We start from the raw sequence: 26,220 nt of genomic DNA, 5'->3' as shown, positions 1-26,220 counted from the left end.
GGAGTTAGACCTTCGTGCTGAGGCCCTGGGCCATGACGATCTCTTCGGCATGGTTGACGGTGAAGGCGACGCGGTGGGTGAGGTAGTCGAGGGCGGTCTCGGCGGCGGGGTGGCCGTTGCCGGAGTTCTTCACGCCGCCGAAGGGCAGGTGGACTTCGGCGCCGATGCTGGGCAGGTTGACGTAGCCGAGGCCGAAATCGGCGTGGTCGCGCACCCAGCGCCACTTGCGGTAGTCCTCGGTGATGACGGCCATCGCCAACCCATAGTCGGTGTCGTTATAGACCCGCACCGCCTCTTCGAGCCCGTCGACGCCGATGATGCAGGTGTGGGGGCTGAAGGCCTCTTCACGCAGGCAGTACGTCCCCTCCTTGTACTCCCGGAACCGGTACACGAACGGCTCGACAAAGTTGCCGTTGGCCAGCGGGCCCTCGGTGATCTCCTTGCCTTCGTGCAGGATCTCGCCGCCTTCCTCGCGCGCCTTCTCGTTGTGGTGCTTCCACTTCGTGACGCCGTCGGGGTTGATGAGCGGGCCCATGAAGGTGTCCTCTTCGAGGCCGTCGCCGACCTTGATCCGCTTGACCTTGTCCAGGAACTGCTCGGTGAAGGGGTCGATGAGCTTGCGGTCGACGATGAGGCGGTTCGAGGAGACGCAGCGCTGGCCGCTGGTCTTGAAGGCGCTGAGGAGGCAGGCGTTGACAGCGATGTCGAGGTTCGCGTCCTCGAGCACCATGACCGCGTTCTTGCCGCCGAGCTCGGTGGCGACGAACTTATGCGTCTCCTGGGCGGCGGCCTCGCGCTGGATGTGCTTGCCCACGGCGCGGCTGCCGGTGAAGACCATCACGTCGACCTTCGGGTTGCCGACCAGCGCCGCACCGGTCTCCTCACCGAAGCCGTGGACGACGTTGATGACGCCCTTCGGGAAGCCCGCCTCAAGGAAGAGCTCGGCCAGGCGGTGGGCGACGACGGGGGTCTCCTCGCTGGGCTTGAAGACGACGGTGTTGCCCGCCAGCACGGCCGGCAGGATGCCCCAGAGCGGGATGGCGAAGGGGAAGTTCCAGGGGGTGATGACGCCGACCACGCCCTTGGGCTTGCGGACGATGTAGGCGTCCTTGGCGGCGATCTCGCTGCTGATGACGTGGCCATAGGGGCAGGCGGCTGAGGCCGGCCACGACGGCCATGCAGCGCCCGACCGTCGGCGCGGCCCTCGTTGATGGGCTTTCCGCACTCGATGGGTGACCATGCGGCTCAGGCTCGACGTCGCGCGCTTGATGAGCTGGGCGAGCCGTCGATGACCTCGCCGCGCTTGACCCAGCTCCACTCGCGCCAGGTGAGGAAGGCCTGTGGGGCGGCGGCGACGGCGGCGTCCACCTGTTCCTTGGGGGTGCGGGGCACGGTGCCGACGATGTGCTCACGGTTGGCGGGGTTGAGGCTCTGGAAGGTCTCGCTGTCACCCACTCGTTGTTGATGAGGGCGCGCACCTGCACGCCGGTCTCGTTGGGATGGATCAATGTCGCGCTCATGTCTCTTGCTTGTCCTGGAGTGTGATTGTACGCTTTAGGGTGCAAGGGAGCGTATCTGGGGTTCGTGGTCTTCTGTTGGGCATTTAGTCCCGCATCGCCAAAATGTGCCTTTATACTAGTTACATGACTTGGGCGGCTCTAAATGAGAATTGTAGCGGGCCTTACCGCTATGCTTGCGGGGAGGTGCCTGCAATGAGTGTGCTCCTGGTCGATTATCTTGCGAGTGAACGCTTGACCTCTGCCGGGGTTGTTTCCGGCTGAGTACCCGGCGCACGAAGGCTGGCGGTGCGCCGCCAGTTTCTCTGATACGGGGAGCAGCGCGTAAGACAGTGAAGATGACTTTCGGCACGGGGCCACCGAGCACGACGCCGTCGTAACGATCGACCCTTGCACGTACCACACGGCTAGTGGCACTTTCACGGTTACAGCGTCGCCGTCGACGTTCAACGTGCACTTCACGCCTGGCGGGCAGGCGACCGTGCAGTTTTCACTCAGTGGAATCCCGGATTTCGTGACGCTTGGCAATTTCAGCCTCCCGTTCTCTTGCCAGTCCATCGTCACGGGCCTTGCAGGAAACGCTGGCACCAGGCTCTATCTGACCGACGCCAAGCCGCTCGGCTCGCCGTATGGGCGGCAGCTGCCGGTTTGGACAAACGTATTGGAGGACGCGTGCCGCTTTGCAACGGGTTATGCGGGTGCAACGAGCGTTAGGGCCCGCTGCACCTACAATCTATTCTGGTTCCATGAAGACCCCTTAGAACCGTGGCACTATCCTATCTTCGTGTATGACCCAGATAAGCCTTACTGGTGTGAACGTACCCAGGGGCCAAACGCTGCAGCTCATTATTTTAAATTCTACTTGACCGAGTTCTTCGCTGGTCGCACGCCCAACAATTTCTATGTCAACGGCGACTGCCAAGACGTTAGCTTTTACCTTCAGATTGCCACAAGTGCCCTTGGGGTTCCACTCAAGGCGATAAGGGAATTCCCCGTTGCTCCGGGTTATCCGATTCAAGCCCTGGCATTCCAAACGAATCCCCTGTGCGGGGTTGGCAACGACGCGACATTGCCTGGTAACTATACGTCTTTTGGATTTAACTTCCACCAGCATAACAGCTTTGACAACGACACGTACGATGCCGCATGTGCGCAAGTAATAGATCTAGTGGGCAACAACTATTACAATCCGCCGATCGCTTGGCCCCTTGAGACACCTCCGCAACACTCTTATTGGCAAACGGAAGTCGTTCCGATACCTCCAATCGGGCCACTACATCGCGGCCTTACTTTCAGTTACGTTCTTTCCCAAAATCCTCAGGGTGAGATTGTCCAGCGTTCACTCAAACAAGGTCAACTTTTGACCATTGAATAACATCATGCTCAGTAGCTTGCTTCTCATACTGTCTGTCAAAACTGCTAACGCAGACGTGCAAACAGGCGATGTGCTCCACTTCGTTAAGTCGGTGCCGCTCACCGAACACGGGTACAAAGTTTCTCGCCAATCTGGAGTCAATCCTGCCAGGATTGTCTGGCAAAGGCCCTCTGATTCGGCAGAGCTGTTACTCAGCGTATACGAGCTAGAGGGTCAGGAAGTTGACCATCAGTTCTGGGTGAGCGTGATCGGGGCTTCAACAGCGCCCGGTAAAAAATCGCTTCTCAGTGGGCATGCGGTAGTAGGCGAAGGCGCCTTTAACTCAAGTCAAGTCCCGGCCGTTCACTGGCGACTTGGAGAGCTACTTGTTAGCGCTAAAATGCGTTACCGAGTCGGAGGTTCGCGTGGAAAATGGACTCATCTTTCCGATGACTCCGTTACCGATGCCTTACTCGTTGAAGGTGTGGCCAGAGCGGTGATCGGTTGCCTAACGGGTCGAGACGCGAAGAAGGGAGCGGATCGTGCGATCAATGGCGCAACCGTCGAATGCTACGACGGCCCGGCGGGGTTTCCTTGTCTTGACCTCGAAGGGTGGGCGAATGCTCGTCGCTTAGTCTTGCGTCGAAACCATGTCTCGGGCATTGCAGCGCTTGACAGCCGTGTTGGCCACGTCGTCTTTCCGCTTGGAGCCGCCTCCGCGAAGGTCGGCAACAAACTCCAGACGCTTCGTGAGCCGATCTTTGCCGTAAACGGCAAGTGGTTCGTCGACGAACAGTTCTTGGCGACGCTGAACTAGCTCGCCTTTCGCACGACGTAGGCGCGATCTCGCTGCTGATCACGTGGCCGTAGGGCAGGCGGCTGAGGCCGGCCACGTACTGGGCCATGTGCAGCGCCTCGACCACGTCGGCGCGGCCCTCGTTGATCGGTTTGCCGCACTCGATGGTGACCATGCGGCTCAGGCTCTCGACGTCGCGCTTGATCAGCTGGGCGAGCTCGTCGATGACCTCGCCGCGCTTGACCCAGCTCTGCTCGCGCCAGGTGAGGAAGGCCTCGTGGGCGGCGGCGACGGCGGCGTCCACCTGTTCCTTGGGGTGCGGGGCACGGTGCCGACGATGTGCTCACGGTTGGCGGGGTTGAGGCTCTGGAAGGTCTCGCTGGCCGTCACCCACTCGTTGTTGATGAGGGCGCGCACCTGCACGCCGGTCTCGTTGGGATGGATCAATGTCGCGCTCATGTCTCTTGCTTGTCCTGAGTTTGATTGTACGCTTTAGGGTGCAAGGGAGCGGGTCCGGGGTTCGTGGTCTTCTGTTGGGCATTTAGTCCCGCATCGCCAAAATGTGCCTTATACTAGTTACATGACTTGGGCGGCTCTAAATGCTGTAGCGGGCCTTACCGCTATGCTTGCGGGGGGGGGGAGGTGCCTCCGTACGAGTTGCTCCTGGTCGATTATCTTGCGAGTGAACGCTTGACCTCTGCCGGGCTGTTTCCGGCTGAGTACCCGGCGCACGAAGGCATTGGCGGTGCGCCAGCCGTTTCCTGGATACGGGGGAGCAGCGGTAAGACAGTGAAGATGACTTTCGGGTACACGGGGCCGACCGAGCACGACGCCGTCGTAACGATCGACCCTTGCACGTACCACACGGCTAGTGGCACTTTCACGGTTATGGCGTCGCCGTCGACGTTCAACGTGCACTTCACGCCAGGCGGACAGGCGACGGTCGAGTTCGCTCTCAGCGGCATCCCTGATTTCGTGACGCTTGGCGATTTCATCCTCCCGTTCTCCTGCCAGTCAACCGTCACCGGCCTAGCTGGCAATGCTGGGACAAGGCTCTACCTGACTGACGCCAAGCCGCTCGGCTCGCCGTATGGGCGACAGTTGCCGGTTTGGACGAACGTCTTAGAAGACGCATGCCGGTTTGCAACTGGCTTCGCAGGCGCATCAAACGTAAGGAACAAGTGCACATACTATTTGTTCTGGTACCATTGTGATCCCGGTCTTTATCCCATTTTTTTCTATGACTACAGTACTCCTCGATTCTCAGAAGTGACGTCTGTGGCCGATGAAGGCCCAGTGTCCTACCGATACAATCTAACCCAGCTCTTTGCCGAGCGCACGCCTTACAATTTCATTGTAAGTGGTGATTGTCAAGACATCTCTTTTTACCTGCAGATCTGCACTAGCAGTTTAGGAGTTCCCCTTCTCGCTATTCAGGAAAGGGCTGATCCCAACGTAGGTTTTTGGACGAACTGGCTTTGCGGGACAGGACGAGACGCTACCCTCTTGACGTATTATCAGGTATACGACTTTAACTTCCACCAACACAACGTCGTAGGCGATTTAGCATTTGACGCAGCGGCCGCACAACTGTTCAGCCTTGACGGGGCAAATTATCGAAATCCGCCAATGTCCTGGCCTCAAACCCCGTCCAATAGTTCCTATTGGCAGAAGCCGATCAGTCCACCAACGAGCCAAGGATCGTCGTTCGTTGGCTTAGTTAATAAATACTTTGGGTCTGGTGGAACTCAAGGTGAGACCGTGGCCCGGACAACCACGACAGCGCGAATCCAGGTGCTAAGATAAAATGCTTGCCTACATAACACTTGCTGCCTTAATTTCAGTGTCGGCCATATCGACAGAAGACCTGCGCAGCTATTCGGCGCTAGTTCCGCTCAGGTTGAAGGGGTTCCACGAAGAGAGCTTCGTGGGAGATGAACAACCGTTCTCCATATCTTGGAGGCGAGGTTCAGACGACGCGAAAATAACCTTACGGGTCTATGACCTCTCGAATGGCAAAAGGGTGTCCGACACACATTGGAGCCTTATGATCGGAGCGGGTGTTCGGGGCCAGAAAGCAACGTTCATTAGCGGACATCCAATCACGGGCGAAGCGGCGTTCAATCAAGACTCCGAGGCCAGCGTCCACTGGCGTTCCCAGGGGCAAATGGTCAGCTGCTTTATGAGTTACCGGAGGGTAAAGGGGCAAGATGGGTTTACAGTCGTCGCCTCCGATCAAGCGGCCGACCGCGAGCTCGTCGAAGGCTTGGCTCGAGCCGTTATCGGAGGCTTGACCGGGAGGACAGCGACCAAAGGAGTAGATAGAATCGTGCACGGCGAAAAAGTCGAGCGTTACGAGGGGCCTGGCGGGCGTCCGTGCCTCGACCTCGTCGAATGGGCGCGCGCGAGTCGGCTGCCTGTTAATCAAAACCACGCGTCTGGGCTCGCGACAATTGACAGTCGTGTCGGCCAAGTCGTCTTGCCGCTCGGAGCAGCGTCAGCCAAGGTCGGGAAGAACTCGAAAGCTCTTCAAGAGCCCATTTTTGCCGTAAACGGTAAGTGGTTCGTCGACGAACAGTTCTTGGCCACTCTAGATTGATCGCTTGCGGACGGTGTAGGCGTCCTTGGCGGCGATCTGGCTGCTGATGACGTGGTCATAGGGCAGGCGGCTGAGGCCGGCCACGTACTGGGCCATGTGCAGCGCCTCGACCACGTCGGCGCGGCCCTCGTTGATGGGCTTTCCGCACTCGATGGTGACCATGCGGCTCAGGCTCTCGACGTCGCGCTTGATGAGCTGGGCGAGCTCGTCGATGACCTCGCCGCGCTTGACCCAGCTCTGCTCGCGCCAGGTGAGGAACGCCTCGTGGGCGGCGACGGCCGCGTCCACCTGCTCCTTGGGCGTGCGGGGCACGGTGCCGAGGCTAAACTGGTCAAACGCGAGGGCCTGCCCGGAGGGCGTGACCACGCCGCAGGGATCGCTTGGGGGCGAGGGGCTAGGCGAGGGAGATGGTGCACCAGGGGTTAGTCGTTGCGGGGCAGGAGCGGCCGCTCAAGAATAGCCTCGGCACGGGGCGTGCCGAGGCATGAAAAGAGGCACGTCGGCCTCCCAGTGGCAGCTCCCCGCGCTCGACCAGCGGCAGGGTGGTGAGCCCCTCATCGAGCTTTCGGCAGAGGACGATCCGACGCGTGCCGCGCGCGTGTGACCCTTGCGTTATCCGTGCGTTGACCGTGCGTTTACCGTGCGTCGGGACGCGTGGACGAAGCAAGGAAAAGGCGGGGCGTGCCCTCGGACCCCACGGGTGCTACCCAATCTCGGGTTCCTCCACTGGCGGCCTGCGCAGGACGTCACCCCGTCCACGCGCCTTGACACCATACAGGGCGTGCCGAGGCATGAAAGAATAGCCTCGGCACGGGGCGTGCCGAGGCATGAACGGCCCGATGCGTGTGCGGGCGCGTGGACGGGGTGATGTCTTGTGCACCCGGCGCTCGCGATGTCCAGCACGGCCGAGCAGGAGTAGTCGGTCGAGAATAGCCTCGGCACGGGGCGTGCCGAGGCATGAAAATAGCCTCGGCACGGGGCGTGCCGAGGCATGAAAACTGGGTTCGAGGCCGTGGGGCGGTGCTTTCTCATGCCTCGGCTGCCGAGCGGGTCTAGTCCCGCACGACCCGGAGTCCTCGGCGTTAGTCGCCAGAAGTCGCACAATCCACTCCCGGGATGCGGCACGACGAGGATTTCGAGAGGAACGCTGAGTCTTTCCGGCTCCGGCGCGGGGCTGTCGAGCACGAAGACCGGCAGATCGAGAGCCGCCTCGCCTCGCTCCTCATCGCGAACTCGTTCCTCGTGACGGCCGTCGTGCTCCTTCTGGCGAACGCCCGGAACAGCGTCGACCCCAACGCGTTCTTCGTGAGCGCCCTCGTCATCGGGCTCGTCTCGGTCCTGCTCGCGGTGCTCACCGAGTACGGGATCATCGGCGCCAGACACGCACAGCGCCTGGCGGTCGACGCGAGCGGGCCGTTCGAGCGGATCGCGCCGTTTGTCGGGCCGGGCGCAGAGGAGTGGCGCGCTTGCCTCCACATGGACGCGAGCGCGCCCTTCAAGGGGAGTTTCCTGGCCGCCCATTGGTTCGGCAAAGCCACGGTGCTGGCGTGGGCTGGCCTCGTCCACTACTGCCTCGTGCGGATCTATGGCGAAGACCTCGCCGGGGCGGCGACAGTCGCCCTGTTCTCAGTGGTGTACGGGTACCTCTTCTTCGTCTACTACCGGCACAACCCGAGGCAGAAGCTTAAGCGTTAACGGGGCCATCTTTCTTCCCGGGACAGCCGTCCTTGGCAAAACTCGCGCACGAATCCGTACGGTTTTCCGTCCAGCCTCGATGCCGGCCGAGTCGGAGCGGCATCGTTGGGTTCACAATCTTCAGTGTTTCCGAGCCCGGCGCGGTAGTCTCCCGCCCGACGGCGTGTCGTATGAAGTACCAGGGCCCTAGGCTGCAAGACCGGGAGGGACGCCTCCTCCTCTTCTCGACCCTGGTCTCCGGCGTGCTCCTCATCGGCATCCTCGCCCTTACGTGGTCGAACCATGCGGCCGTCGTCCGGCTCGCCACGACCGACGTCGAGCTCGAACGGACGGCCAAGGACATTCTGCGCCTCGACGAGGCCCTGACAATGACCGCCCGGATGGCCGCGCTCACCTCCGATCCGGTCTGGACGAACCGCTACGACCGGCTGGAAACCGAACTCGACGGGTCGATCGCGAGGATCTTCGAGCTGGCCTCGCCGAAGGAGCGAGAACAGATCCGGACCACTATCGAGGCGAACCGGGCCCTCGTCGCGCTCGAGCGCCGGGCGATCGACCTCGCGCAAAGGGGTAAGTCCGGCGAGGCTTACCGCCAGGTCTTCGGCCCCGAGTACGACCGTCTTAAGAATCAGTACCTCTCGGGGGTCCAGGCCTCCCTTAACCTCGTTGCCCAGCGCACCGAGAGCCAGGTCATCGCGTCCTTCGCGTGGGCGACGACGGTCTCCATTGGATCGACTCTCGGGCTCGCACTCTCCCTCCTCGTGCTCGCGAACGGGCGGCGTGTCTCCCGGCGGGAGACACGGTTGCGGCAAGAACTCAGCCTCCTGACCCGTCAGAACACGGTCGAGCGGCTCGCCGTCGGCCTCGCCCACGAGCTTAACCAGCCCCTCGCGGCGATCGTTCACTACGCCGACGCGGCGCTCAAGACCCTTGAGGACGAGGGGGACAGGGATATCGTCCGCCAAGCCCTCGAAGGCGTCAGCCTCCAAGCCCAGCGCGCAGGGCAGATCGTGAACCGCGTCCGCAGCTATTCGAAGCCGTCCGCGAGGCCGCCGGAGCGGATCGACCTGCGCGACGTCCTGCGGGCCGCACTCTGGTTGCTCCAGCCCGAAGCAGAGTCTAGCCGCGTCGCCCTCCGCCAGGACCTCGGGGGGCCGGTGACCGTGCGGGGCGACGTGGTCCAGCTCCAGCAAGTCTTTGTGAACCTGGTCCTCAATGGCATCGAAGCCTGCCAAGACCTTGGCGGGGCGGGGGTCGTGCATGTCCAGATCCGCGCGGAGACCGGCCATGTCCTCGCGACCGTCCGTGATAACGGAACGGGGATCGACGAGACTCGGCTTGCCTCCCTTTTCGAAGCGCTGGAGTCGACCAAGTCGGGCGGGCTCGGGCTGGGGCTCGCCATCGCCCGCGAGATCGTCGAGGGGCATGGAGGTAGGATCGAAGTCAGTCGGAGCGACGGGACCACAGCCTTTGTCGTCCGGCTGCCGAGGGAGGCTTGAAGCATGGTGGGAGGGGTTTGTGTCCATATCGTCGACGACGATCCCGGAGTCCTCGACTCGCTCAAGTTCCTCCTCGCCTCCGAGGGCATCGCGGTCGTGGGCTATCGCTCGGCCGAGGAGTTCCTCGCCGAGCACAAGTGGGCCGTCCCCGGGTGCCTTATCCTCGACCTCCGCATGCCCGGGATCGGCGGTGACGGCCTGCTCGAACGCTTGGCCGAGGAGGGCGACCCGCCGCCGATCGTCGTACTCACCGCTTTCGGGACAGTCGGCTCGGCCGTCTCGGCCATGAGGCACGGCGCCGTCGAATACCTCGAGAAGCCCTGTCCCTCCGAGCGGCTCCTTACCGCCGTGCGCGCAGCGATCGAGCGCGACAAGGTTCGCCTCGAGCGCGCCGAGGCCCGCAAGCGGCTTGCCGACCGGCTCGCGACCCTGAGCCTTCGCGAACACGAGGTGCTACAGGGCCTCGTGCGCGGCCTGAGCACGGCCCAGATCGCGGAGGAACTCGGTCTCCAACCCAAGAGCGTCGAGGTCTACCGAAGCTCGATCCTTGGCAAGACGAAGGCGACCTCGACCCTCAACCTCGTCACTCAACTCTACGCGAACGACCCGACTCTCTCCTCGCCGCTTCTCGATCGCACTGGTGATTCATGAAGGGCCATAGGGCCCGATCGACTCGGTGAGACCCGTTTAATAGTGGTTTCTCTACGGGTAACCTCTATCATTCGGATGTGAAACGGCCGATACCCAACTAGGGTTTTCAGCGTGCGCTTGTATAGCGAATGGTCGCCGATTTTATGATCCGAGCACTAGGAGAGAATACGTGCCCACCCGCGACGCAACGAATTTCGCCATAACCGACGGCCTTCGCTCGCAGTTCAACCCGAACGGCGACAATCGAAAGGCCTTCGCCTCGGATGTCTTCTCGGACCGCGTGATGCGGGAGAAACTGCCGAAGGACACGTATCGCGCCTACCGGCAGGCCGCGGTGACCGGCCACACCCTCGACGCTTCGATCGCCCACACGATCGCGACCGCCATGAAGGAGTGGGCGATCGAGAAGGGCGCCACGCACTACACGCACTGGTTCCATCCGCTGACCGGCACGACGGCCGAGAAGCACGACAGCTTCCTCGTTCCGGACGGCCTCGACCACGCGATCACCGAGTTTAGCGGCAAGCAGCTGATCCAAGGCGAGCCGGACGCCTCGAGTTTCCCCTCCGGCGGCCTGAGGGCGACGTTCGAGGCCCGCGGCTACACGGCTTGGGACCCCTCGAGCCCGGCCTTCATCACCCGGACGAAGACCGGCGCGACCCTCTGCATCCCCACCGCGTTCGTTTCCTACACCGGCGAGGCCCTGGACGAGAAGACCCCGCTCTTGAGGTCGATGGACGCGGTCAGCGACCAGGCCATCCGTGTGCTCCGGCTCTTCGGGGCCGACGCGGGGGTCGAGAAGGTCTCTGCGACCTGCGGCGCCGAGCAGGAGTTCTTCGTGATCGACGCCGAGGAGTTCAAGGCCCGGCCCGACCTCGCCATGTGCGGCCGGACGCTCTTCGGTAACCCGCCCGAGAAGCACCAACAGCTGGCCGACCACTACTTCGGCACGATCCCCGAGCGGGTGCAGGAGTTCATCCTCGCCGCGGAGCGCAAGTTGATCGCCCTCGGCGTCCCTGTGCGGACCCGCCACAACGAGGTCGCACCAGGCCAGTACGAGATCGCCCCCGAATTCGAGACTGCGAACGTGGCCGCTGACCACCAGCAGCTCACGATGCAGGTGCTCCAGTCCACCGCCGTCGAGCGAGGTCTCGCCTGCCTCCTCCACGAGAAGCCGTTCAAGGGCATCAACGGATCGGGCAAGCACATCAACTGGTCCATCGCCACTTCGACCGGGGTCAACCTCCTGGACCCGACCGAAGAAACGCACCTCAACGTGCAGTTCCTCGCCTTTCTCGTAGCCGTCATCCGGGCCGTCGATCGCCACGCCGACCTGCTGCGCGCCAGCGTCGCCAGTTCGGGGAACGACCACCGTCTCGGAGCCCACGAAGCCCCGCCCGCGATCATCTCGATCTTCCTCGGCGACATGCTCGAGGACATCCTTGAGCAGATGTGCAACGGAGGCCTCAAGAACACGATCTCCGGCGGCACGATGCGCCTCGGCGTCAGCCACCTCCCCGAGATCCCGCGCCACTCCGGCGACCGCAACCGCACCTCGCCGTTCGCCTTCACCGGCAACAAGTTCGAGTTCCGCGCGGCGGGCGCCTCCTGCTCGGTGAGCTGGCCCTGCACCGTGATGAACGTCATCGTGGCCGAGTCGCTCGCCGACGTGGCCGACGAACTGGAAGCCGCTCTGAAGGGCGTGACCGACCGGTCCAAGGTCTCGGAGATCGCCCTACCGATCCTCGCGAGGATCGCCGCCGAGCACCGCCGGGTCGTCTTCAACGGCGACAACTACTCGCAGGAGTGGCACGACGAGGCCGCCCGCCGGGGCCTGCCGAACCTGCGCGCCTCGGAAGAGGCCTTCGAGGCCTACCGGTCGGACCGGGCGAAGAGCCTCTTCGACCGCTTCGGGGTCCTCAACGAGAGGGAGCTCGAGTCGCGCTACGCGACCTTCGTCGAGCAGTACCGCACCGAGTTGCTCATCGAGGCCCGGACCATGATCGCGATCGCCGAGGAGACGATCGTCCCGGCCGCCTGCGACACCGCGTCACGGCTCTACGCGGCGACCGAGGTCGCCACCGGGGTCAGCGCGCCCGCCGCCTCGGTCACCAAGCGACTGAAGGTGCTCATGGAGACCCTGGACCAGTTCGGCGCTGCGGTCGAGAAGCTCCGGGACGAGGTCGCGAAGGCCGATGCGGAAGAGGGCGTCACGATGAAGGACTCGGTCATGCCTGCGATGACGGCCGTCCGGTCGCTCGGCGACCGACTCGAGGCCCACTGCGCCGACGCCGACTGGAGCCTCCCGAAGTATCGAGACATGCTCCCGGTCCGCTGAACCCTCGATCCCCAAGCCCACAAAGAGACGCGCCCATGACGAGCCACGAAAGCATTTCCGTCAGCACGAGCACGACCGAGTTCCGCATCCTTGCGGCCCTCAACGAGCTCCACTTGCGCTACCGAAACCTCGACGAAGGGCAGGTGGCGGATTACATCCCAGAACTCGCGAAAGCGAACCCAGACTGGTTCGGGATCTGCGTCGTGACCGTCGATGGGCGGGTCTACGAAATCGGGGACTTCGACCGGAGGTTCACCATCCAGTCGGTCTCCAAGCCCTTCGTCTACGGTCTCGCCCTGGAGGACCACGGGCGAGACCACGTCCTCACGAAGGTCGGCGTCGAGCCGACCGGGGACGCCTTCAACTCGATCATCAAGCTCGACGCGACCAACCGACCGCACAACCCGTGCGTCAACGCGGGAGCGATCGCGACGACCGGGCTCATCAAGGGCACCGACCCGACGGACCGGCTCAACCGGGTGCTCGACCTCTTCGAGAAGTACTTCGGCCGGGAGGTCAACGTCGATATGTCCGTCTTCATGTCCGAGCGGACGACCGGCAACCGCAACCTCGCGATCGCCTACCTTATGCTGAACTTCGGCATGATCGGCGAGAACGTCCAGCAGATCCTCGACCTCTACTTCCAGCAGTGCTCCGTCCTCGGGAACTGCCGCGACCTCGCCACCATGGCGGCGACGCTCGCCAACTCCGGGGTCAACCCGGTCACCGGCGTCCGAGCCGTCCAAAGCGAGTACGTCCGCGACATCCTCACCGTCATGTACACCTGCGGGATGTACGACTACGCGGGGCAGTGGGCTTACACGGTCGGGCTCCCGGCCAAGAGCGGGGTTTCTGGGTGCATCCTCGCCGTCTTCCCGAACCGGCTCGGCATCGCCGTCTACTCCCCTCTGCTCGACGAGCGGGGGAACAGCGTCCGCGGCATCAAGGTGTGCGAGGGGCTCTCGCAGGGCTTCGGCATGCACGTCTTCGACTCGTTCCTCGCGGCCGGTCCCATCATCACGGACGCGACGGCTGGGCGAAAACATCCCCTCCCGATCAAGTCCCAGCTCGAAGTCCCTGTGACAACCCCGCGCTCGGTCTCCGATCTCGAGCCCACCCACGCCAATGGCAGCCTCCAGCATGAGTAACCCGACCGACGCCCTCTGGGTGATGGTCTCGACGGCCCTCGTGCTGTTGATGACCCCCGCCCTCGGCCTCTTCTACGGGGGCCTCGTGCGAGAGAAGAATGTGCTCTCGACGCTCATGTACAGCTTCTTCACGCTGTGCCTCGTGAGCGTTGTCTGGGTCGTCGCCGGGTACACGCTGAGCTTCGGCACGAGCGTGGGCGGTGTCGTGGGAGGCGCCGACTTCCTCGCCCTCAATGGGCTCGACCCTTCGCTCCCCGCCTCGGAAGGGAGCAAGTCGATGCTCTTCATGCTCTTCCAGCTCACCTTCGCAGCGATCACGCCCGCCCTGATCTCGGGCGCGTTCGTCGAGAGGAAGCGCTTTTCCGCCTTCGTCTGGTTCACCGTCCTCTGGTCGCTCCTCGTCTACGCCCCGATCGCCCACTGGGTCTGGGGGGGCGGGTGGCTCGCGAGCATGGAGCTCTTCGGGGGCTCGGGAGTCCTTGATTTCGCCGGAGGGAAGGTCGTCCACATCAGCTCCGGCGTCTCCGCGCTCGTCTGCGCTCTCGTCATCGGCCGTCGTGCCGGTTTTGGGGTCGATAAGATGGAGCCCCACAACGCGACCCTGACCGTGCTCGGAGCCGCCCTGCTCTGGTTCGGGTGGTTCGGGTTCAACGGCGGCTCCGCGCTCGGCGTCAACGCCCAGGCCGTCAACGCGCTCGTCACGACCAACGTTGCCGCTGCCACCGCCGCCATTGTCTGGCTCGGGCTCGCCTGGTGGAAGCACAAGAAGCCGAGCGTCGTCGGCGCGGCCATCGGTGCCGTCGCTGGTCTCGTCGCCATCACCCCCGGAGCCGGGTACGTGACCCCCTCTGCTGCCCTGCTCATCGGGGCCCTCACCTCTCTCTGCTGTTTCTACTTCACCGAGGTCGTCATCCGCGGGCGGGTGGACGACGCGCTTGACGTCTTCGGCGTCCACGGCATCGGCGGGATCGTCGGGGCCGTCCTCACCGCCGTCTTCGCCACCACCGCCGTGCCCGGGAGCACGACGGCCGGCCTGCTCGCGGGGAACCCCGGCGTCTTCGGACGCCAGCTCGTCGCCGTGGTCGCCGTCGCCGGGTTCGCCGCCCTCGGCACGTTCGCCATCCTCAAGGTGCTGCAGGCGACGGTCGGCATCCGGGTCAGCGAGGAGCAAGAACTCACCGGACTCGACCTCAGTCAGCACGGAGAAGCCGTCGGCGCACGAGCGATCGTTCAGGAAGCGTCATGAACCACGGACCCACCAACCTGTCCCTTTCGACGAGCCGGGAGAGCATCGCCGTCCTGGCGGTCATGAACGAGCTCCACGCCCAGTTCGGCTCTTTGCGGTCTGGCAAGGTCGCCGACTACATCCCCGAACTCGAGCGCGTCGACCCCGATCTCTTCGGCATTGCCGTCGTGACTGTGCAAGGCGAGGTCTTCAGCATCGGGGACGCCAGCGCCCGGTTCACGATGCAGTCCCTCGTCACCCCCTTCACCTATGGGATCGCCCTCGCCAGACTCGGCAAGCAGGCCGTGCTCGAACAGGTCGGGGTCGAGCCGACCGGTAACCCGTTCAACGCGATCGTCCTCGAGAAGGGCACCAACCGCCCGATGAACCCCCTGGTCAACGCCGGGGCCATCGCCATCGCCTCGATGCTCCCCGGCGGCGACCCGACCGACCGGCTCAACCGCGTGCTCGACGACCTCGGCCGGTACGTCGGCACCCGCCCCGACGTCGATATGCAGGTCTACATGTCCGAGCGGACCACGGCCGACCGGAACCGTTCGATCGCCTACCTCATGCGGAACTTCGGGAGGCTCGCGGGCACGCTCGACGAGGCGCTCGACCTCTATTTCCAGTCCTGCTCCGTCCTCGTCGACGCGGTCGACCTCGCCACGATGGCCGCCACCCTCGCCAACGGCGGGCTGAACCCTCGGACGTTCGAGAGGGCTCTTGACCCCGCCACCCTGCGCGACGTGCTCACGGTCATGTTCACGTGCGGGCTCTTCGAGGAGTCGGGCCAGTGGGCGTACCGAGTCGGCGTGCCCGCCAAGAGCGGGGTCTCGGGAGGCTTCATGGCGGTCGTGCCCGGAGTCCTCGGGATCGCGGTCTACTCGCCGCGCCTAGACTCCTCCGGGAGCAGTGTCCGCGGCCAGAAGGTGTGCGAGTCGCTCACCCGACGCCTCGGCCTCCACCTCTTCCAGTGCGACGTCGACCGCAAGCCCGACCGACTCACTGAAGAACCCACCCCCGCCCTTAACCCCCCGACCCCACAACCGACGAACCCTTAATCGGCGGGTGGCGGGGGCTGCCGAGGAATCAAAACAGGCAGGCCCGGCCCTAAACAGGGCCAGGCTCCGGGAGAGGATTGTCGTCTAGGGCTCAGCGTCGGCGTCGCACCATGGCGGCAAGTCCCAGTCCCACGGCAAGCATGGTGGCCGGCTCGGGGACGGCGGTCAGCTGGCCTTGGCCGGCGTTGAGCGGGTCCGGCTGAAGGTAATACGCGTTGACCGAGTTACCGATGGCGGCGTTGCGGAAGCTGATGTCTGCGACGGCCAGGATCATGCCACCAACCCGCCCTGCGCAAGCGGTCCGACCCGTTTTGGCGCGGCGCGTGCCGTAGACTCGCAGTTCGGCGTCAGCGGTGGACGGCTGAGCGCCCTGCGATACGACGGTTTCATGGATTCGTTCAATACGTCCAGTGGAGCACTCCTTGAGCAAACCTGTCCCGAACTCCGTTTCGGCCCACGATCCTTAACATACATTCAGGATCAACTTTCAGGCTTTTTGACGCGCATAGGGTGTGGCTTTATGCGGCGCGTGCTGAGGCATGAAATTTTGGCTCGTAGGTAAAATTGACCGCCTATGAGACCGATTTCCTTGATCCTCTCGTTAGTGTTCTCTAGCTTCGCTTTTGCCGTTGAGTTTTCCCCACCGCCTGCTTCGGAGCTCGGGCCCGACACACCGCGCCAAGAAGGGCAAGACCAAGAGTTTACGCCTCGGTCTCGGGATTCGTCGGAGCGATGGGTCGTTCAAGTGACGCCATACATTTGGACGGCCGGCTTCAGCGGCTCAGTGCGCCCTTTCCGCGGCGCGCCGAATGTGAAGACTGAAAAGTCGTTCTCAGAAGTCTTTGAAGACCTCGACTTCGCGTTTTTCCTTACGGCCTATGCTCGCAAGGGGCGTTTGGTGCTGATGGGTGACATGAGCTACGCCGATTCCTCGCGAGAGGGGCTTATCCCGCCGGGCGTGCCTGCGAGCGGCGGTCTTCGCCAGACCTCGCTCACGTTGCTGGGGGGCGCTCGGGTCGCGTCTCAGGAAAAGGTGACCTTCGACGTACTAGGCGGATTCCGCACCTGGTGGATCAAGGCGAACGTCGAAGTGCCGGCTGGAGGCGTGCAACTCTCGCCACAGCGCTCGTTCACGGACTTCGTCCTCGCCGCAAGGGCCAACTTCCGTCTCAGCGACGACTGGACGATCCTGCTTTACGGCGATCTCGGCCTATTTGACCTCGGCTCGGACGAGACCAGCCAGTTCGTCGGGACTGTCAACTACCGGGTCAGCCGAGACTTCTTCGTCTCCGCGGGGTATCGCGAGCTGGCCGTGGACTATCGCAGTGGAGGCACGCGAGTGGACGCTCGGCTGAGTGGCCTGCTCTTTGGTGCGACCTGGAGGTTCTGAATCGATCATGAAACAACACGTTCAGCTTTCGCTTCTTCTCGCCATCGGCTTTGCCATCGCTCCGTTGAACGGAGACGCGTGCACGCGTCTCGTTTACAAGGGTGCGGACGGCCTCGTCCTCACCGGTCGCTCGATGGATTTTCGCGACGACATTCCGGCCAACCTCTGGCTCATGCCGGCAGGCGTCGAACGCGAGGGGCGGGTCGGACCGAACTCCCTTCGCTGGAAGTCCAAGTACGGCAGCGTCGTCCTGAGTTCCTTCGAGTTCGCCACAACCGACGGCATGAATGAGAAGGGCCTCGTCGGAAACATTCTTTGGCTGGCGACATCCGAGTTTCCCGACTTCGACCAGAAGAGGAAAGGGCTCGCTGTCTCGCTCTGGGCCCAATATGCCCTTGACAACTTTGCGACGGTCAAAGAGGCGGTCGATGCCCTCCGCAAAGGCGACTTCGACGTTGTGACCGCAGAGATTCCAGGGACTCAACGCATCACAACGGTCCACCTTTCGCTCTCCGACTCTTCCGGGGACAATGCGATCCTGGAGTACGTCAACGGCAAGCTCACCATCCACCATGACCCAGATTACGTGGTCATGACGAACGAGCCGGACTACGCCGACCAGCTGGCCATTGCGCAGTATTGGAAGGAAGTGGACGGGAAGGCCATGCTCCCCGGCACGAGCCGGGCGACCGACCGGTTCGCGCGTGCCTCTTACTACCTCGGCGTCCTGCCCAAGACCGCCGATCCGAGGCTTGGCGCGGCGATGACCCTGAGCGTTGTACGCAACTGCTCCGTGCCTGTCGGCGTCACGGGCACGATCAATCTCAGCACCACCCAATGGCGCGTCGTGTCCGACCAGAAGAACCTAATCTATTACTTCGAGTCGGCCTTCTCGCCAAGCACGGTGTGGGTCGATCTCAAGAAGCTGGACCTTAAACCCGGCACCCCGCACCGCCGCATCCTCCTTGGCGCCAACTACACGCTGTCGGGAGAGGTCACTACGGAGTTCCGCGAGACGAAGCCGTTCGTGTTCGCGGGCCTTGTGGACTAAGCTGCCATCGAGTGAGCCACTTCAGCGCAGCGCATTCTTGAAGATCCGGCCATCCTTCATGATCACGATGAAGTTCTTGGCCGGGTCTTTGACCAGGTCAAAGTTAGCGAGCGGGTCGCCGTCCACAAGGATCAGGTCGGCCAGCGCGCCCTCTTCGACGACGCCCAGCTTGCCGGGGTAGGGATTGCGCGGTCCTGACAGGGCGAGGAGCTCGGCATTGACCGACGTGGCCATTCGCAGGGTCTCGGCTGGCGTGAACCAGCGCGTCATCTGCGCGAGCATGTTGCTCTGGAGCCGGGAGTTGACCGCGCTGAAGAGGTTGTCCGTGCCCCAGGCCGTTTTGACCCCGTGCTTCTTGGCAAGCCGGTAGGCCGCGTCGGTCCCCGTTGCGACCTCAAGTTGTTTCCTCCGGTTTTCCGATCCCTCGGCAAAGCCGCTCGGCCGGTCGTCCGTGAACGGTTGCAAGCTCCACCAGACGCCCTTCTCGGCCATGAGCTTGACAGTCGGCTCGTCGAGCAGTTGCCCGTGGTCGATGCACTTCACGCCGGCGGCGATCGCCTGCCTCACCGACCTAGGGGTGTATGCGTGCACCGTCACGTATGTGCCCCAGTTCTCAGCCGCTTCGACCGCCGCCCTCAGTTCAGCCTCGGTGTACTGAGTCACATCGAGCGGGTCATAGTTCGAGGACACGCCTCCGCCCGCCATCACTTTGAGTTGCGAAGCCCCGAGGGCGAGCAACTCCCGGGCGCGCTTCCGGACGGTGCCTTCGTCGTCGGCGATCGCGGTGGCGCCGACCCGTTCCGCATAGCTCATGACGCCCGTTTCCGCGGGCATCTCGACTGGCAAGCGGAAGTCCCCGTGCCCGCCAGTCTGAGAGATGAACGCGCCAGAGGGGTAGATCCGGGGTCCGATAGCCAAGCCTTGGTCGATCGCCTTCTTCAGTCCAAAGACCGGGCCGCCCAAGTCCCGCACGCTCGTGAAGCCGCGCATGAGCATCTCCTCGGACCCCTGCGCCGCGGCGATGCCGGCATAAGCGAGGTCGGTCGTAGCCAGCGCCATCTGTGGCACCATGGAGAACATCATGTGGACGTGGGCGTCGATCAGGCCTGGCATCAGGGTCTTGCCCGCTCCCGCGATCACGACGGTGCCGTCGCCCGGTCCCGCGCCTGCGCCGATGCTCGCGATCTTGTTGCCGACGACCAGAACGTTCGTCGGCCCGCTAAGGCGGTCGGCCTTGCCGTCGAAGACGCGGACGTCCGTGAAAAGGACGCTGGCGGGAGCCTGTCGAGGGCTCGTCTGGGAAGGCGACGCGGCGGAAATCGTTAAGAGGGCGACCGACGTAAACAGACTCCGTATGACCTTTTCCATGGCTGGGCAAGCATACTCATTAGGGGCCCTTGTAGCGGTCGTTCAAAACGAACCTTGCCGCTCTGAATCCTTCCCGGAAAGGTTGGGAATGGACGTTGCGTCCTTGCGATTCTTAGTGGTAGAGGTAGTGGTCTTTGAAGACCGCGGTTTTGACTTGGCGAGAGCCGATGACTCCAGCCCTTAGGCTCCGCTAGATCTCACAGTCGGCTGCGACAGGTAAGCGATACAACCGCCCCGTGAGGGGATGGCTGCCACCGACCGGATCTTCTCACCGCGCCGATGGCTAGGGTGCGGACCTTACTTTTTCTTGTCCTTCTGTCCCGTTTTGGGGGGTAGGATCGGTCGGTTGGCCTCGTCCCTGGCAAGCTTGGCCTTGTGGGCGTCACTGTTGCCGGAGGAGTTCTTCTTAGGCTTCTTGTCGCCCATAGCTTAGACCCCTTGCTTCCTAATCCGCTGGCTTGATTTCTTTTCGGTGAGTGGTTTGGCCACCGGGGTCTCGGGTGCTGGCCCCGTGCCCGGCTGCGTTCCCTTGAGCTTCTCCACGGCAGCCCGAATCTCTTCTTTCGTCGGTCGCTTCACACCCTTAGTCTACTATCCCAGCAGCCTTTGCCCGTGCCATGCCCTGGATTCAGGGTGCCCACGGCGTCAGTAGGCCCGACTTGCAGTCCCGTTCTGGTGGCCGCAAGTCGCGTGTGCCGGAATGGCCTGGACAAACGGCCGGTGGCCCCCCACTGGCGGCTGTTTTTTCGTTCTCCGATAGTAGGAACCGAAATGCCAAGAACGATCTTTGCCGCTTACCAGGATCCCGCCGTCGCCGAGCATGTGTTCGCTGAACTCTTGAACCTCGGCGTCCCGAGCGAGGATCTAAGCCTGGTCTTGCCCGGGGAAGAGGGCACGGCCAACAAGGCGGTGGCCGAGATCGAGGCGGACGAGGACCATCCGGAGGAGCTCCGGACCACCGTCGGCCGCCTCCAAGCGGAAGGACTCCCGGGTCTGGTCGAAAGCCGGATTGGCGGAGGGATCGCGACGAGCACTTGGGACGACAGCGTCTCAAGCCTGGATGAGATGGACGAGTCGCAGGAAGCGGCCGAGGACTTCACCAGTCCTCTCTCGGGAGAGTCGTTCGGCGAGGGAGAGCGCGCGGACGCCCTCCAATTCCGCGAGCATGGCTCCGTCGACCCGTTACGCGGCGGCGGGGAAACGCTTCGGGATCTTGACAGGGAGTACGAGCGTCCGTTCTCGGTAGTCGTCGTGCAGCACTTCGTGCTCGCCGGCGACGGTCCATTGACGACCGAGGTCCTTGCGGCCGGGGAAGGTCGGCGCGATTCGGCAGGGAAGCCGCTTGCGGAAGGACTACTTCGGCTCGGGGCGAGCGAAAGCGAGTCCGACGAGTTAGAGCGCATGTTCGATTCCGGTGGAGCGGTCCTCGCCGTCCGGGAGGTTCTCGGCGCCGTTTCGATGGACGAGATCGAGTCCATCGTGGCCAACGCCGGGGATTGCTATACGGTTGGGATACCCGCGTGAGATTGCCCTTAGCCCGTTTGGAAGAGCCAATGTCACGCTTGTCGGCTCGAAAGTAGCGAGCCGATTACGGCCCGATTGGGGCCATTGCACTTGAGAGGTCAAAAAAATGAGAATACAGGTCATGGCGCTCTGCGCCACCCTTGCTGTCGCGCCGGGCTTTGCCAGCGCGTTGAACGTTGAACTTCAGAACGCGACTGCCACCAAGAGCTACTCGCTCGACCGTGTCTGGAACGCCTCGGAGATGATCGATGGCGACCTCGGCCCGGAGAATGGCTGGGCCGTTGTCCATGGACTCTCGGACGAGGGCGTTCTGCAGACGTCCGTCTTCGAGACCGTCCGGGACTTGACTGCCCCGCAGATCCGGGTCACGCTGCACTTCAGCCACCTGGTCGATTTGCGCCAGCTCACAAATCGTTTCCAGTGGTCGGTGACCACCGACGACCGCTCGACTTTCGCCAACGGCGAGCAGAACGACGGCGAAATGGGCGGGAACTGGCTGGTCTTGGACCCGATCTTCGGCACGGAGCCCGCGGAGAGCGGCAGCATCGCATTCACGCTGAGCCTTCCCGTAGGGGACATCACCGGCATTCGGCTGGACGTGCTCGGCGGCAACGTGTTCAACGACCCCGGCATTTCGCCGACGAACCCGAACTTCGTGATCAACGAGCTCGAAGTCGAGACGGTGCCGGAACCGGCGACCCTTGGCCTGCTGGGCCTCGGCTTGGCCGGCTTGTTGCGTCGTAAGCGAAAGTAAAAGGCCCCTACTGGGGGAGGGGCAGACCCTCCCCCAAGGGCCCGCCCCGGCCTCGCGGCCCAAATGGCCTGAAACATTGGGGAAAACCGCGCGTCTGAGGGGTGTAACATGGCTCTGAGGGGCGTATTGAGGTTAGATTTGGGAGCCCGAGCGCAAGACGTCGTTGAATCACGACTCGACCGCGATAGCGACGAGGCTCTGGTAGAGCAGGCGCGGAAAGGCGACTTTGCCGCTTTTGAACGGCTCTTTGAGCGCCACCGGGCCCTCGTATACCGGTTCGCCTACCAGATGTCCCACCGCCGGGACGACGCCGAGGACGTGGTCCAAGAGGTCTTTGTCCGGGCGTACCAGAACTTGGACCGGTACCGTGACCAGGCCAAGTTCACGACCTGGCTCCTCCGCATCGCCACCAACTTGGCGACCGACCGTGCTCGTATGGCCAACCGCCGGGCGAACCTGGAAGCCCAGGAGGCTGGGGGCGCCCTCACCTGGATGACGGTCGGTGCGACCGACGACCCGGTGGAGAACCTTGAAAAGGAGCGGCGGCTGGAAGCGGTGCGAAAGGCCCTGGTGTCCCTGCCGGAACACCACCGCCAGGTTGTCGTGCTCCGAGATATTGAGGAATTGGACTACAAGGATATGTCTGCCCTTCTAGGGTGTACCGTCGGCGGGGCTAAGCTCCGCGTTCTCCGGGCGCGCCGCGCCCTTCGCGAACGGGTCGCCGCCCTCCTCGACGAGGAGGTGGGGAATTGAACAAGGACCGCTTATTCGCCGCCGCCTTTGACGGGGAGCCCACGGGCCGCCTCACGCCTGCCGAGCAGGCCGAGCTGCAAGACCTCTCCCGCCTGAAGGACGACCTCCGCGCCCTGCGCGAGGTGCCCGAGTGCCAAGTGAGCGTCGACCACCTGCGACGCGCGATCTTGGAGCGGGGCTTGCCGAAGGAGCGGACCCGGCGCCGGTTTGTGCCGTGGCTCGTCCTTGGCCCGGTCGCGGCCGCTGCTTTCGGGCTCTTCGCCTTGATCAAAGCAGATCCTGCGAACCGACCGGAGGCGTCAAGCCCGGGCCAGGTCGCTCTTAACGACGAGGCGCCTCAGGTCAGCGCGGCTTCGGGGACCCTTCGTCCCGCCGAGCCGGAGACGATGGCCATGGAGCGCGTCTCTTCCGCTCCCGGAGTCGCCTCGGTTCCTGAGCCAGCCACGCCCGAGACGTCACGGCCCCAAGCTGTGAAGCGAGAGGCGCCGGCCAAGACGCGCCGCGCCGTCCATCGGAACCGGCCGGAACCCACGGGGCAGGCCGAGCCCGCGACGGGGATGTTGGCCTTCGCCGGGCCGCGCGATGCCGAGCTCGATTCATTGACGATGAAGTACGATTTCACGGGCGAGGCGCGAAAGGCGGTTGTGCCGGAAGAGAAGCCGAGCGCGGACGAGTCGGTCGTGATCGTGACGACCACGCCGAACCCGGCCACCGGGGCCCGCGTCGCCACAGAGGTTTCGCATGGTCAAGACTTGCTTGGCGGTTATTAGTCTAGCGGGGGCCGTCGCCGGCCCCGGCCAGCAAGCGGCCGCGCTGGAAGACCCGCTTTGGGCGCGGGTGAAGCCCACCGTCATCAGGATTACGGGCGGTTCGCTCGCCGCAGGCACGGCGGTCCAGATCTCGCCGGAAGGGCTCTTCCTGGCCCTTGGTGGGCTGTCCGCCTCGGGGCCGGTGACCGCGCAGACCATGGACGGGGCGCTTCTTTCGGGGCGCATCTTGAAGACGGACGTCGCGACCCAGCTTTGCCTCATCCAGATCGATACCCGCTACCCGGGCATGGGCCGCGGCGTCGAGGTCGCCTTTGGCACGCTTCCCGGGGCCAAGATCATCGCGGCCACGTCTGCGGGGCCGATGCACGGCCAGCTCGTCTCGAGTTCGCGGATTGGGGTGCTCGCCGAGACCCGGCGCTTCGCGCCGCTCTCGGAAGTCAGGCTGGAATCTGGCCTGGCCCCAGTTGGCGGGGCCGTGGTCTTCGACGAAGACGGAAGGCTCGTGGGAGTGCTTGGCGCGACTTTGGCGCCCGAGACGGCCGCCCCACGTGCAGAAGGAATGGACGCAGCTCCCGCGCGGGCGAAGAACATTGCCGACAGGAACGTGCAGAGCGAGATCGCCCGGTTCGGCCCGCAGGGCATGACCGTCGCCTATACGCTCTCGCCGAAGGTGCTGCGCCGCGTGGTGGAAGGCTTCCAGTCGCCAGGACACGTCGTCCACCATCCCAGTGTCGGCCTTCTCTTCACCGCCTCGGCCTATAAGCCGGGCGCGCAGGTCGAGTCGGTGACGCCGGGATCGGGTGCGGCGAAAGCGGGGATCCTCCCGGGCGACCTGATCGTCGAGGCGAACGGCAAGACCGTTCGCGACCCGGCCGGGCTCGCAAGCATCCTCTTCGATCTCGAGATCGGGGACAGCCTTAAGCTGCAAGTCGTGAGAGGGCAGAGCCGTCTCAGCCTTGAGGCCGTCGTCGGCTCCCAAGACGGCCAACTCTAGTCTGCACAGTCCTGCAGATCACAGATCTTCCAGCGCACGGACGTGCGGCCGTTGTACTTGTTCTCCTCGATGTGAAAGACGATATCGGCGTCGCAGCCGTGCTTCTGAGTGGCGCGCTCGCCGATGTGGAAGGCCATCGCCTGACGGAGCCCGTCAGTGGTCTGGAGCTTGACCCGCACGTGCTCCGGCTTGCGGGTCGCGGTGACCTCTTGGAAGCGCACCCGGCGACAGACGAAAGACGGCTCCGGGTTTGCGGTGCCGAACGGCATGAGGGGCCGCACCGCTTCGAACGCCTTCGCGCCAGCCTCCTTGGGGTCGATCTCGCAATCGGCCACCAACTTGCGCCGGAAATGCTCGGCGGTGAGGAACCCGGCGCCATAGGCCTCGAGCGCGGCCGCGAACTCCTCTTGACGTGAGACGTCCAGGCTAAAGCCCGCCGCCATCGCATGTCCGCCCCCGCCTAGGATATGGCTCCGATGGGCGTCGAGCGCCTCCTTCAGATGGAAGCCGTCGATCGAGCGGGCCGAACCCTTGGCCACCTCGCCGACAATGGTGGCGGCGAAGGCGGGCCTTCGGAAGCGCTCGACAAGCCGGCCCGCGATAAGGCCGACCAGCCCCGAGTGCCAAGTGGGATCGGCGACATAGATCACGTGTCGCGATTCGACACCCATCTCTTCCACCATCAGGACGGCCTCTTCGATGCACCTCTCTTGTTCAAGTCGGCGCTCAGTGTTGGTCTGGTCCATGATCCGTGCGAGCCTTGCGGCCTCTTGCACGTCTTCCGTCAGGAGGAGGTCCAGCGCGATGGCGCTGTCGTCGATGCGGCCAACGGCGTTGATCCTCGGGCCTAGTTGGAAGCCGATGTGGCGCGCCGTGAGTTCTTGGTCGGCGAGCTCTGAGACGCGGAGCAGGGCGCGCACTCCCGTCTTTTTGCTCTGGCGCAGCTCGTCCAGCCCGAACCGGGCGATCACTCGGTTCTCGTCGAGGAGCGGCATCACGTCCGCCACCGTCCCTAGGACGGCGAGGTCCAGGTAGGCGCGATAGAACTTTTCGACTGGGAACTTGAGGTCGCGGGTGATGCCGGCGCAGAGCTTGAGGGCGACACCGACGCCGCTGATCTCGGGCCAGGGATAACGGGAGTCGCGCCGGTGGGGGTTGACCACGGCCTGGGCGTCCGGCAGGGTGTCGCCGACCTGGTGGTGGTCCGTCACGACGACGCGCATGCAAAAGTCGCGTGCGGCCCGGACTTGCTCATGGGCGGCGACGCCGCAGTCGCAGGTCAGGAAGAGCTTGGCGCCTTTCTCGTGCGCCCAACCGACCGCGTCCATGTGGATGCCGTAACCTTCCCGCAAGCGGTGCGGCACGTGCGGCACGACCTCACAGCCGATACGCTTCAAGAACCGGGTGAAAAGGGCCGCGCTTGTGACGCCGTCGGCGTCGTAGTCCCCGTGGACATAGATGGTCTCACCGCGCTCCCTCGCGCCCAGGATCTCGCCCACCGCCGCCTCGTAGTCCGGCAGGAGCGACGGGTCGTGGAAGTGGTCGAGCGAAGGGTGCAGGAAACGGTCGGCCTCGGCCGGGTCCGTGAAGCCGCGCGCCACCAGGATGGCCGCGAGCAGGGAAGGGATCCCTAACTCGGACTGGAGCCGCCCCTCCGCGGCCGGGTCGCGCGGGGGCACGATCCAGAGCGGCACTTCCATTGCGAGGGCGGTGGTCATGTCCTGAAGACG

At 63.9% G+C, this 26,220-nt stretch carries 24 protein-coding genes; 17 read left to right on the top strand and 7 right to left on the bottom strand.

Annotation, left to right across the window (positions count from 1 at the left end; translation table 11 throughout):
* Positions 1-4 precede the first annotated feature (4 nt).
* Positions 5-1,318, bottom strand: a complete 1,314-nt coding sequence (locus tag KF733_09560; GenBank protein ID QYK55248.1) for an aldehyde dehydrogenase family protein — start codon at positions 1,316-1,318, stop codon at positions 5-7.
* Positions 1,246-1,455: an aldehyde dehydrogenase family protein gene (locus KF733_09555; GenBank protein ID QYK55247.1), complete on the bottom strand. Its 210-nt coding sequence runs from the start codon at positions 1,453-1,455 to the stop codon at positions 1,246-1,248. The genes KF733_09560 and KF733_09555 overlap by 73 nt, the downstream gene beginning before the upstream one ends.
* Positions 1,456-1,968: 513 nt before the next feature.
* Here KF733_09555 and KF733_09550 point away from each other — a divergent pair.
* Positions 1,969-2,892, top strand: a complete 924-nt coding sequence (locus KF733_09550) for a hypothetical protein (protein QYK55246.1) — start codon at positions 1,969-1,971, stop codon at positions 2,890-2,892.
* Positions 2,893-3,419: 527 nt separating this feature from the next.
* On the opposite strand, the gene KF733_09545 is transcribed toward KF733_09550, so the two are convergent.
* Entirely contained in the window at positions 3,420-3,971 is a 552-nt protein-coding gene (locus KF733_09545; GenBank protein QYK55245.1) for an aldehyde dehydrogenase family protein, read from the bottom strand.
* A gap of 353 nt (positions 3,972-4,324) precedes the next feature.
* Here KF733_09545 and KF733_09540 point away from each other — a divergent pair, with 353 nt between their 5' ends.
* A complete protein-coding gene (locus tag KF733_09540; protein QYK55244.1) occupies positions 4,325-5,473 on the top strand; it encodes a hypothetical protein in 1,149 nt (382 codons plus the stop codon).
* 1 nt (position 5,474) lies between these two features.
* Positions 5,475-6,266, top strand: a complete 792-nt coding sequence (locus KF733_09535) for a hypothetical protein (GenBank protein QYK55243.1) — start codon at positions 5,475-5,477, stop codon at positions 6,264-6,266.
* Here the strand turns inward: KF733_09535 and KF733_09530 are convergent.
* The gene (locus KF733_09530; GenBank protein QYK55242.1) at positions 6,258-6,632 is read right to left on the bottom strand and encodes an aldehyde dehydrogenase family protein; all 375 of its coding nucleotides are present in this window, start codon (positions 6,630-6,632) and stop codon (positions 6,258-6,260) included. The genes KF733_09535 and KF733_09530 overlap by 9 nt on opposite strands.
* Positions 6,633-7,382: 750 nt before the next feature.
* On the opposite strand from KF733_09530, the gene KF733_09525 reads away from it, so the two are divergent.
* From KF733_09525 to glsA (KF733_09495), 7 genes are all read left to right on the top strand, one after another.
* On the top strand, positions 7,383-7,961 hold the full coding sequence (locus KF733_09525) for a hypothetical protein (protein ID QYK55241.1): 579 nt from the start codon (positions 7,383-7,385) through the stop codon (positions 7,959-7,961).
* Between the two features lie 170 nt (positions 7,962-8,131).
* A complete protein-coding gene (locus KF733_09520) occupies positions 8,132-9,460 on the top strand; it encodes a GHKL domain-containing protein (GenBank protein ID QYK55240.1) in 1,329 nt (442 codons plus the stop codon).
* A 3-nt stretch (positions 9,461-9,463) separates the two neighbouring features.
* On the top strand, positions 9,464-10,111 hold the full coding sequence (locus KF733_09515; protein QYK55239.1) for a response regulator transcription factor: 648 nt from the start codon (positions 9,464-9,466) through the stop codon (positions 10,109-10,111).
* A 169-nt stretch (positions 10,112-10,280) separates the two neighbouring features.
* Positions 10,281-12,449, top strand: a complete 2,169-nt coding sequence (locus tag KF733_09510) for a glutamine synthetase III (protein QYK55238.1) — start codon at positions 10,281-10,283, stop codon at positions 12,447-12,449.
* 35 nt (positions 12,450-12,484) lie between these two features.
* Positions 12,485-13,597: a glutaminase A gene (glsA, locus tag KF733_09505; GenBank protein ID QYK55237.1), complete on the top strand. Its 1,113-nt coding sequence runs from the start codon at positions 12,485-12,487 to the stop codon at positions 13,595-13,597.
* Between the two features lie 22 nt (positions 13,598-13,619).
* The gene (locus KF733_09500; GenBank protein QYK57164.1) at positions 13,620-14,843 is read left to right on the top strand and encodes an ammonium transporter; all 1,224 of its coding nucleotides are present in this window, start codon (positions 13,620-13,622) and stop codon (positions 14,841-14,843) included.
* On the top strand, positions 14,840-15,886 hold the full coding sequence (gene glsA / locus KF733_09495) for a glutaminase A (protein ID QYK55236.1): 1,047 nt from the start codon (positions 14,840-14,842) through the stop codon (positions 15,884-15,886). The genes KF733_09500 and glsA (KF733_09495) overlap by 4 nt, the downstream gene beginning before the upstream one ends.
* Positions 15,887-15,977: 91 nt before the next feature.
* On the opposite strand, the gene KF733_09490 is transcribed toward glsA (KF733_09495), so the two are convergent.
* Positions 15,978-16,160 carry a PEP-CTERM sorting domain-containing protein gene (locus KF733_09490; protein QYK55235.1) on the bottom strand — a complete coding sequence of 61 codons (183 nt, stop codon included), beginning with the start codon at positions 16,158-16,160 and terminating at the stop codon, positions 15,978-15,980.
* A gap of 471 nt (positions 16,161-16,631) precedes the next feature.
* Between KF733_09490 and KF733_09485 the strand changes: the two genes are divergently transcribed.
* The gene (locus KF733_09485; protein QYK55234.1) at positions 16,632-17,276 is read left to right on the top strand and encodes a hypothetical protein; all 645 of its coding nucleotides are present in this window, start codon (positions 16,632-16,634) and stop codon (positions 17,274-17,276) included.
* 7 nt (positions 17,277-17,283) lie between these two features.
* Positions 17,284-18,327 carry a linear amide C-N hydrolase gene (locus KF733_09480; GenBank protein ID QYK55233.1) on the top strand — a complete coding sequence of 348 codons (1,044 nt, stop codon included), beginning with the start codon at positions 17,284-17,286 and terminating at the stop codon, positions 18,325-18,327.
* A 21-nt stretch (positions 18,328-18,348) separates the two neighbouring features.
* Here the strand turns inward: KF733_09480 and KF733_09475 are convergent, their stop codons facing one another.
* Entirely contained in the window at positions 18,349-19,695 is a 1,347-nt protein-coding gene (locus KF733_09475; protein ID QYK55232.1) for an amidohydrolase family protein, read from the bottom strand.
* Between the two features lie 771 nt (positions 19,696-20,466).
* Between KF733_09475 and KF733_09470 the strand changes: the two genes are divergently transcribed.
* The 5 genes from KF733_09470 to KF733_09450 all read left to right on the top strand — a co-directional run bounded on the left by KF733_09470 (position 20,467) and on the right by KF733_09450 (position 24,490).
* The gene (locus tag KF733_09470; GenBank protein QYK55231.1) at positions 20,467-21,219 is read left to right on the top strand and encodes a hypothetical protein; all 753 of its coding nucleotides are present in this window, start codon (positions 20,467-20,469) and stop codon (positions 21,217-21,219) included.
* A 106-nt stretch (positions 21,220-21,325) separates the two neighbouring features.
* Positions 21,326-21,973: a PEP-CTERM sorting domain-containing protein gene (locus KF733_09465; protein QYK55230.1), complete on the top strand. Its 648-nt coding sequence runs from the start codon at positions 21,326-21,328 to the stop codon at positions 21,971-21,973.
* A gap of 138 nt (positions 21,974-22,111) precedes the next feature.
* Positions 22,112-22,726 (top strand): sigma-70 family RNA polymerase sigma factor, encoded by a 615-nt coding sequence (locus tag KF733_09460; GenBank protein QYK55229.1) that lies wholly within the window; start codon positions 22,112-22,114, stop codon positions 22,724-22,726.
* The gene (locus tag KF733_09455; GenBank protein ID QYK55228.1) at positions 22,723-23,496 is read left to right on the top strand and encodes a hypothetical protein; all 774 of its coding nucleotides are present in this window, start codon (positions 22,723-22,725) and stop codon (positions 23,494-23,496) included. The genes KF733_09460 and KF733_09455 overlap by 4 nt, the downstream gene beginning before the upstream one ends.
* A complete protein-coding gene (locus KF733_09450; GenBank protein QYK55227.1) occupies positions 23,468-24,490 on the top strand; it encodes a PDZ domain-containing protein in 1,023 nt (340 codons plus the stop codon). Before KF733_09455 ends, KF733_09450 begins: the two co-directional genes overlap by 29 nt.
* On the opposite strand, the gene recJ is transcribed toward KF733_09450, so the two are convergent.
* On the bottom strand, positions 24,487-26,208 hold the full coding sequence (gene recJ / locus KF733_09445) for a single-stranded-DNA-specific exonuclease RecJ (GenBank protein QYK55226.1): 1,722 nt from the start codon (positions 26,206-26,208) through the stop codon (positions 24,487-24,489). The genes KF733_09450 and recJ overlap by 4 nt on opposite strands.
* Between the last annotated feature and the right edge of the window lie 12 nt (positions 26,209-26,220).

The sequence above is a fragment of the Fimbriimonadaceae bacterium genome, assembly GCA_019454125.1.
Taxonomy (GTDB): Bacteria; Armatimonadota; Fimbriimonadia; order Fimbriimonadales; family Fimbriimonadaceae; genus JALHNM01.
The sequence above is the reverse complement of the archived record's forward strand: the minus strand, read 5'-3'. Positions and strand labels throughout refer to the sequence as shown.

Excerpts from the sequence above, each read along its gene's own strand:
- KF733_09535 (QYK55243.1), top strand. The coding sequence starts at position 5,475 with ATGCTTGCCTACATAACACTTGCTGCCTTAATTTCAGTGTCGGCCATA.
- KF733_09525 (QYK55241.1), top strand. The coding sequence starts at position 7,383 with ATGCGGCACGACGAGGATTTCGAGAGGAACGCTGAGTCTTTCCGGCTC.
- KF733_09520 (QYK55240.1), top strand. The coding sequence starts at position 8,132 with ATGAAGTACCAGGGCCCTAGGCTGCAAGACCGGGAGGGACGCCTCCTC.
- KF733_09515 (QYK55239.1), top strand. The coding sequence starts at position 9,464 with ATGGTGGGAGGGGTTTGTGTCCATATCGTCGACGACGATCCCGGAGTC.
- glsA (QYK55237.1), top strand. The coding sequence starts at position 12,485 with ATGACGAGCCACGAAAGCATTTCCGTCAGCACGAGCACGACCGAGTTC.
- KF733_09500 (QYK57164.1), top strand. The coding sequence starts at position 13,620 with ATGGTCTCGACGGCCCTCGTGCTGTTGATGACCCCCGCCCTCGGCCTC.
- glsA (QYK55236.1), top strand. The coding sequence starts at position 14,840 with ATGAACCACGGACCCACCAACCTGTCCCTTTCGACGAGCCGGGAGAGC.
- KF733_09490 (QYK55235.1), bottom strand. The coding sequence starts at position 16,160 with ATGATCCTGGCCGTCGCAGACATCAGCTTCCGCAACGCCGCCATCGGT.
- KF733_09480 (QYK55233.1), top strand. The coding sequence starts at position 17,284 with ATGAAACAACACGTTCAGCTTTCGCTTCTTCTCGCCATCGGCTTTGCC.
- KF733_09475 (QYK55232.1), bottom strand. The coding sequence starts at position 19,695 with ATGGAAAAGGTCATACGGAGTCTGTTTACGTCGGTCGCCCTCTTAACG.
- KF733_09470 (QYK55231.1), top strand. The coding sequence starts at position 20,467 with ATGCCAAGAACGATCTTTGCCGCTTACCAGGATCCCGCCGTCGCCGAG.
- KF733_09465 (QYK55230.1), top strand. The coding sequence starts at position 21,326 with ATGAGAATACAGGTCATGGCGCTCTGCGCCACCCTTGCTGTCGCGCCG.
- KF733_09450 (QYK55227.1), top strand. The coding sequence starts at position 23,468 with ATGGTCAAGACTTGCTTGGCGGTTATTAGTCTAGCGGGGGCCGTCGCC.
- recJ (QYK55226.1), bottom strand. The coding sequence starts at position 26,208 with ATGACCACCGCCCTCGCAATGGAAGTGCCGCTCTGGATCGTGCCCCCG.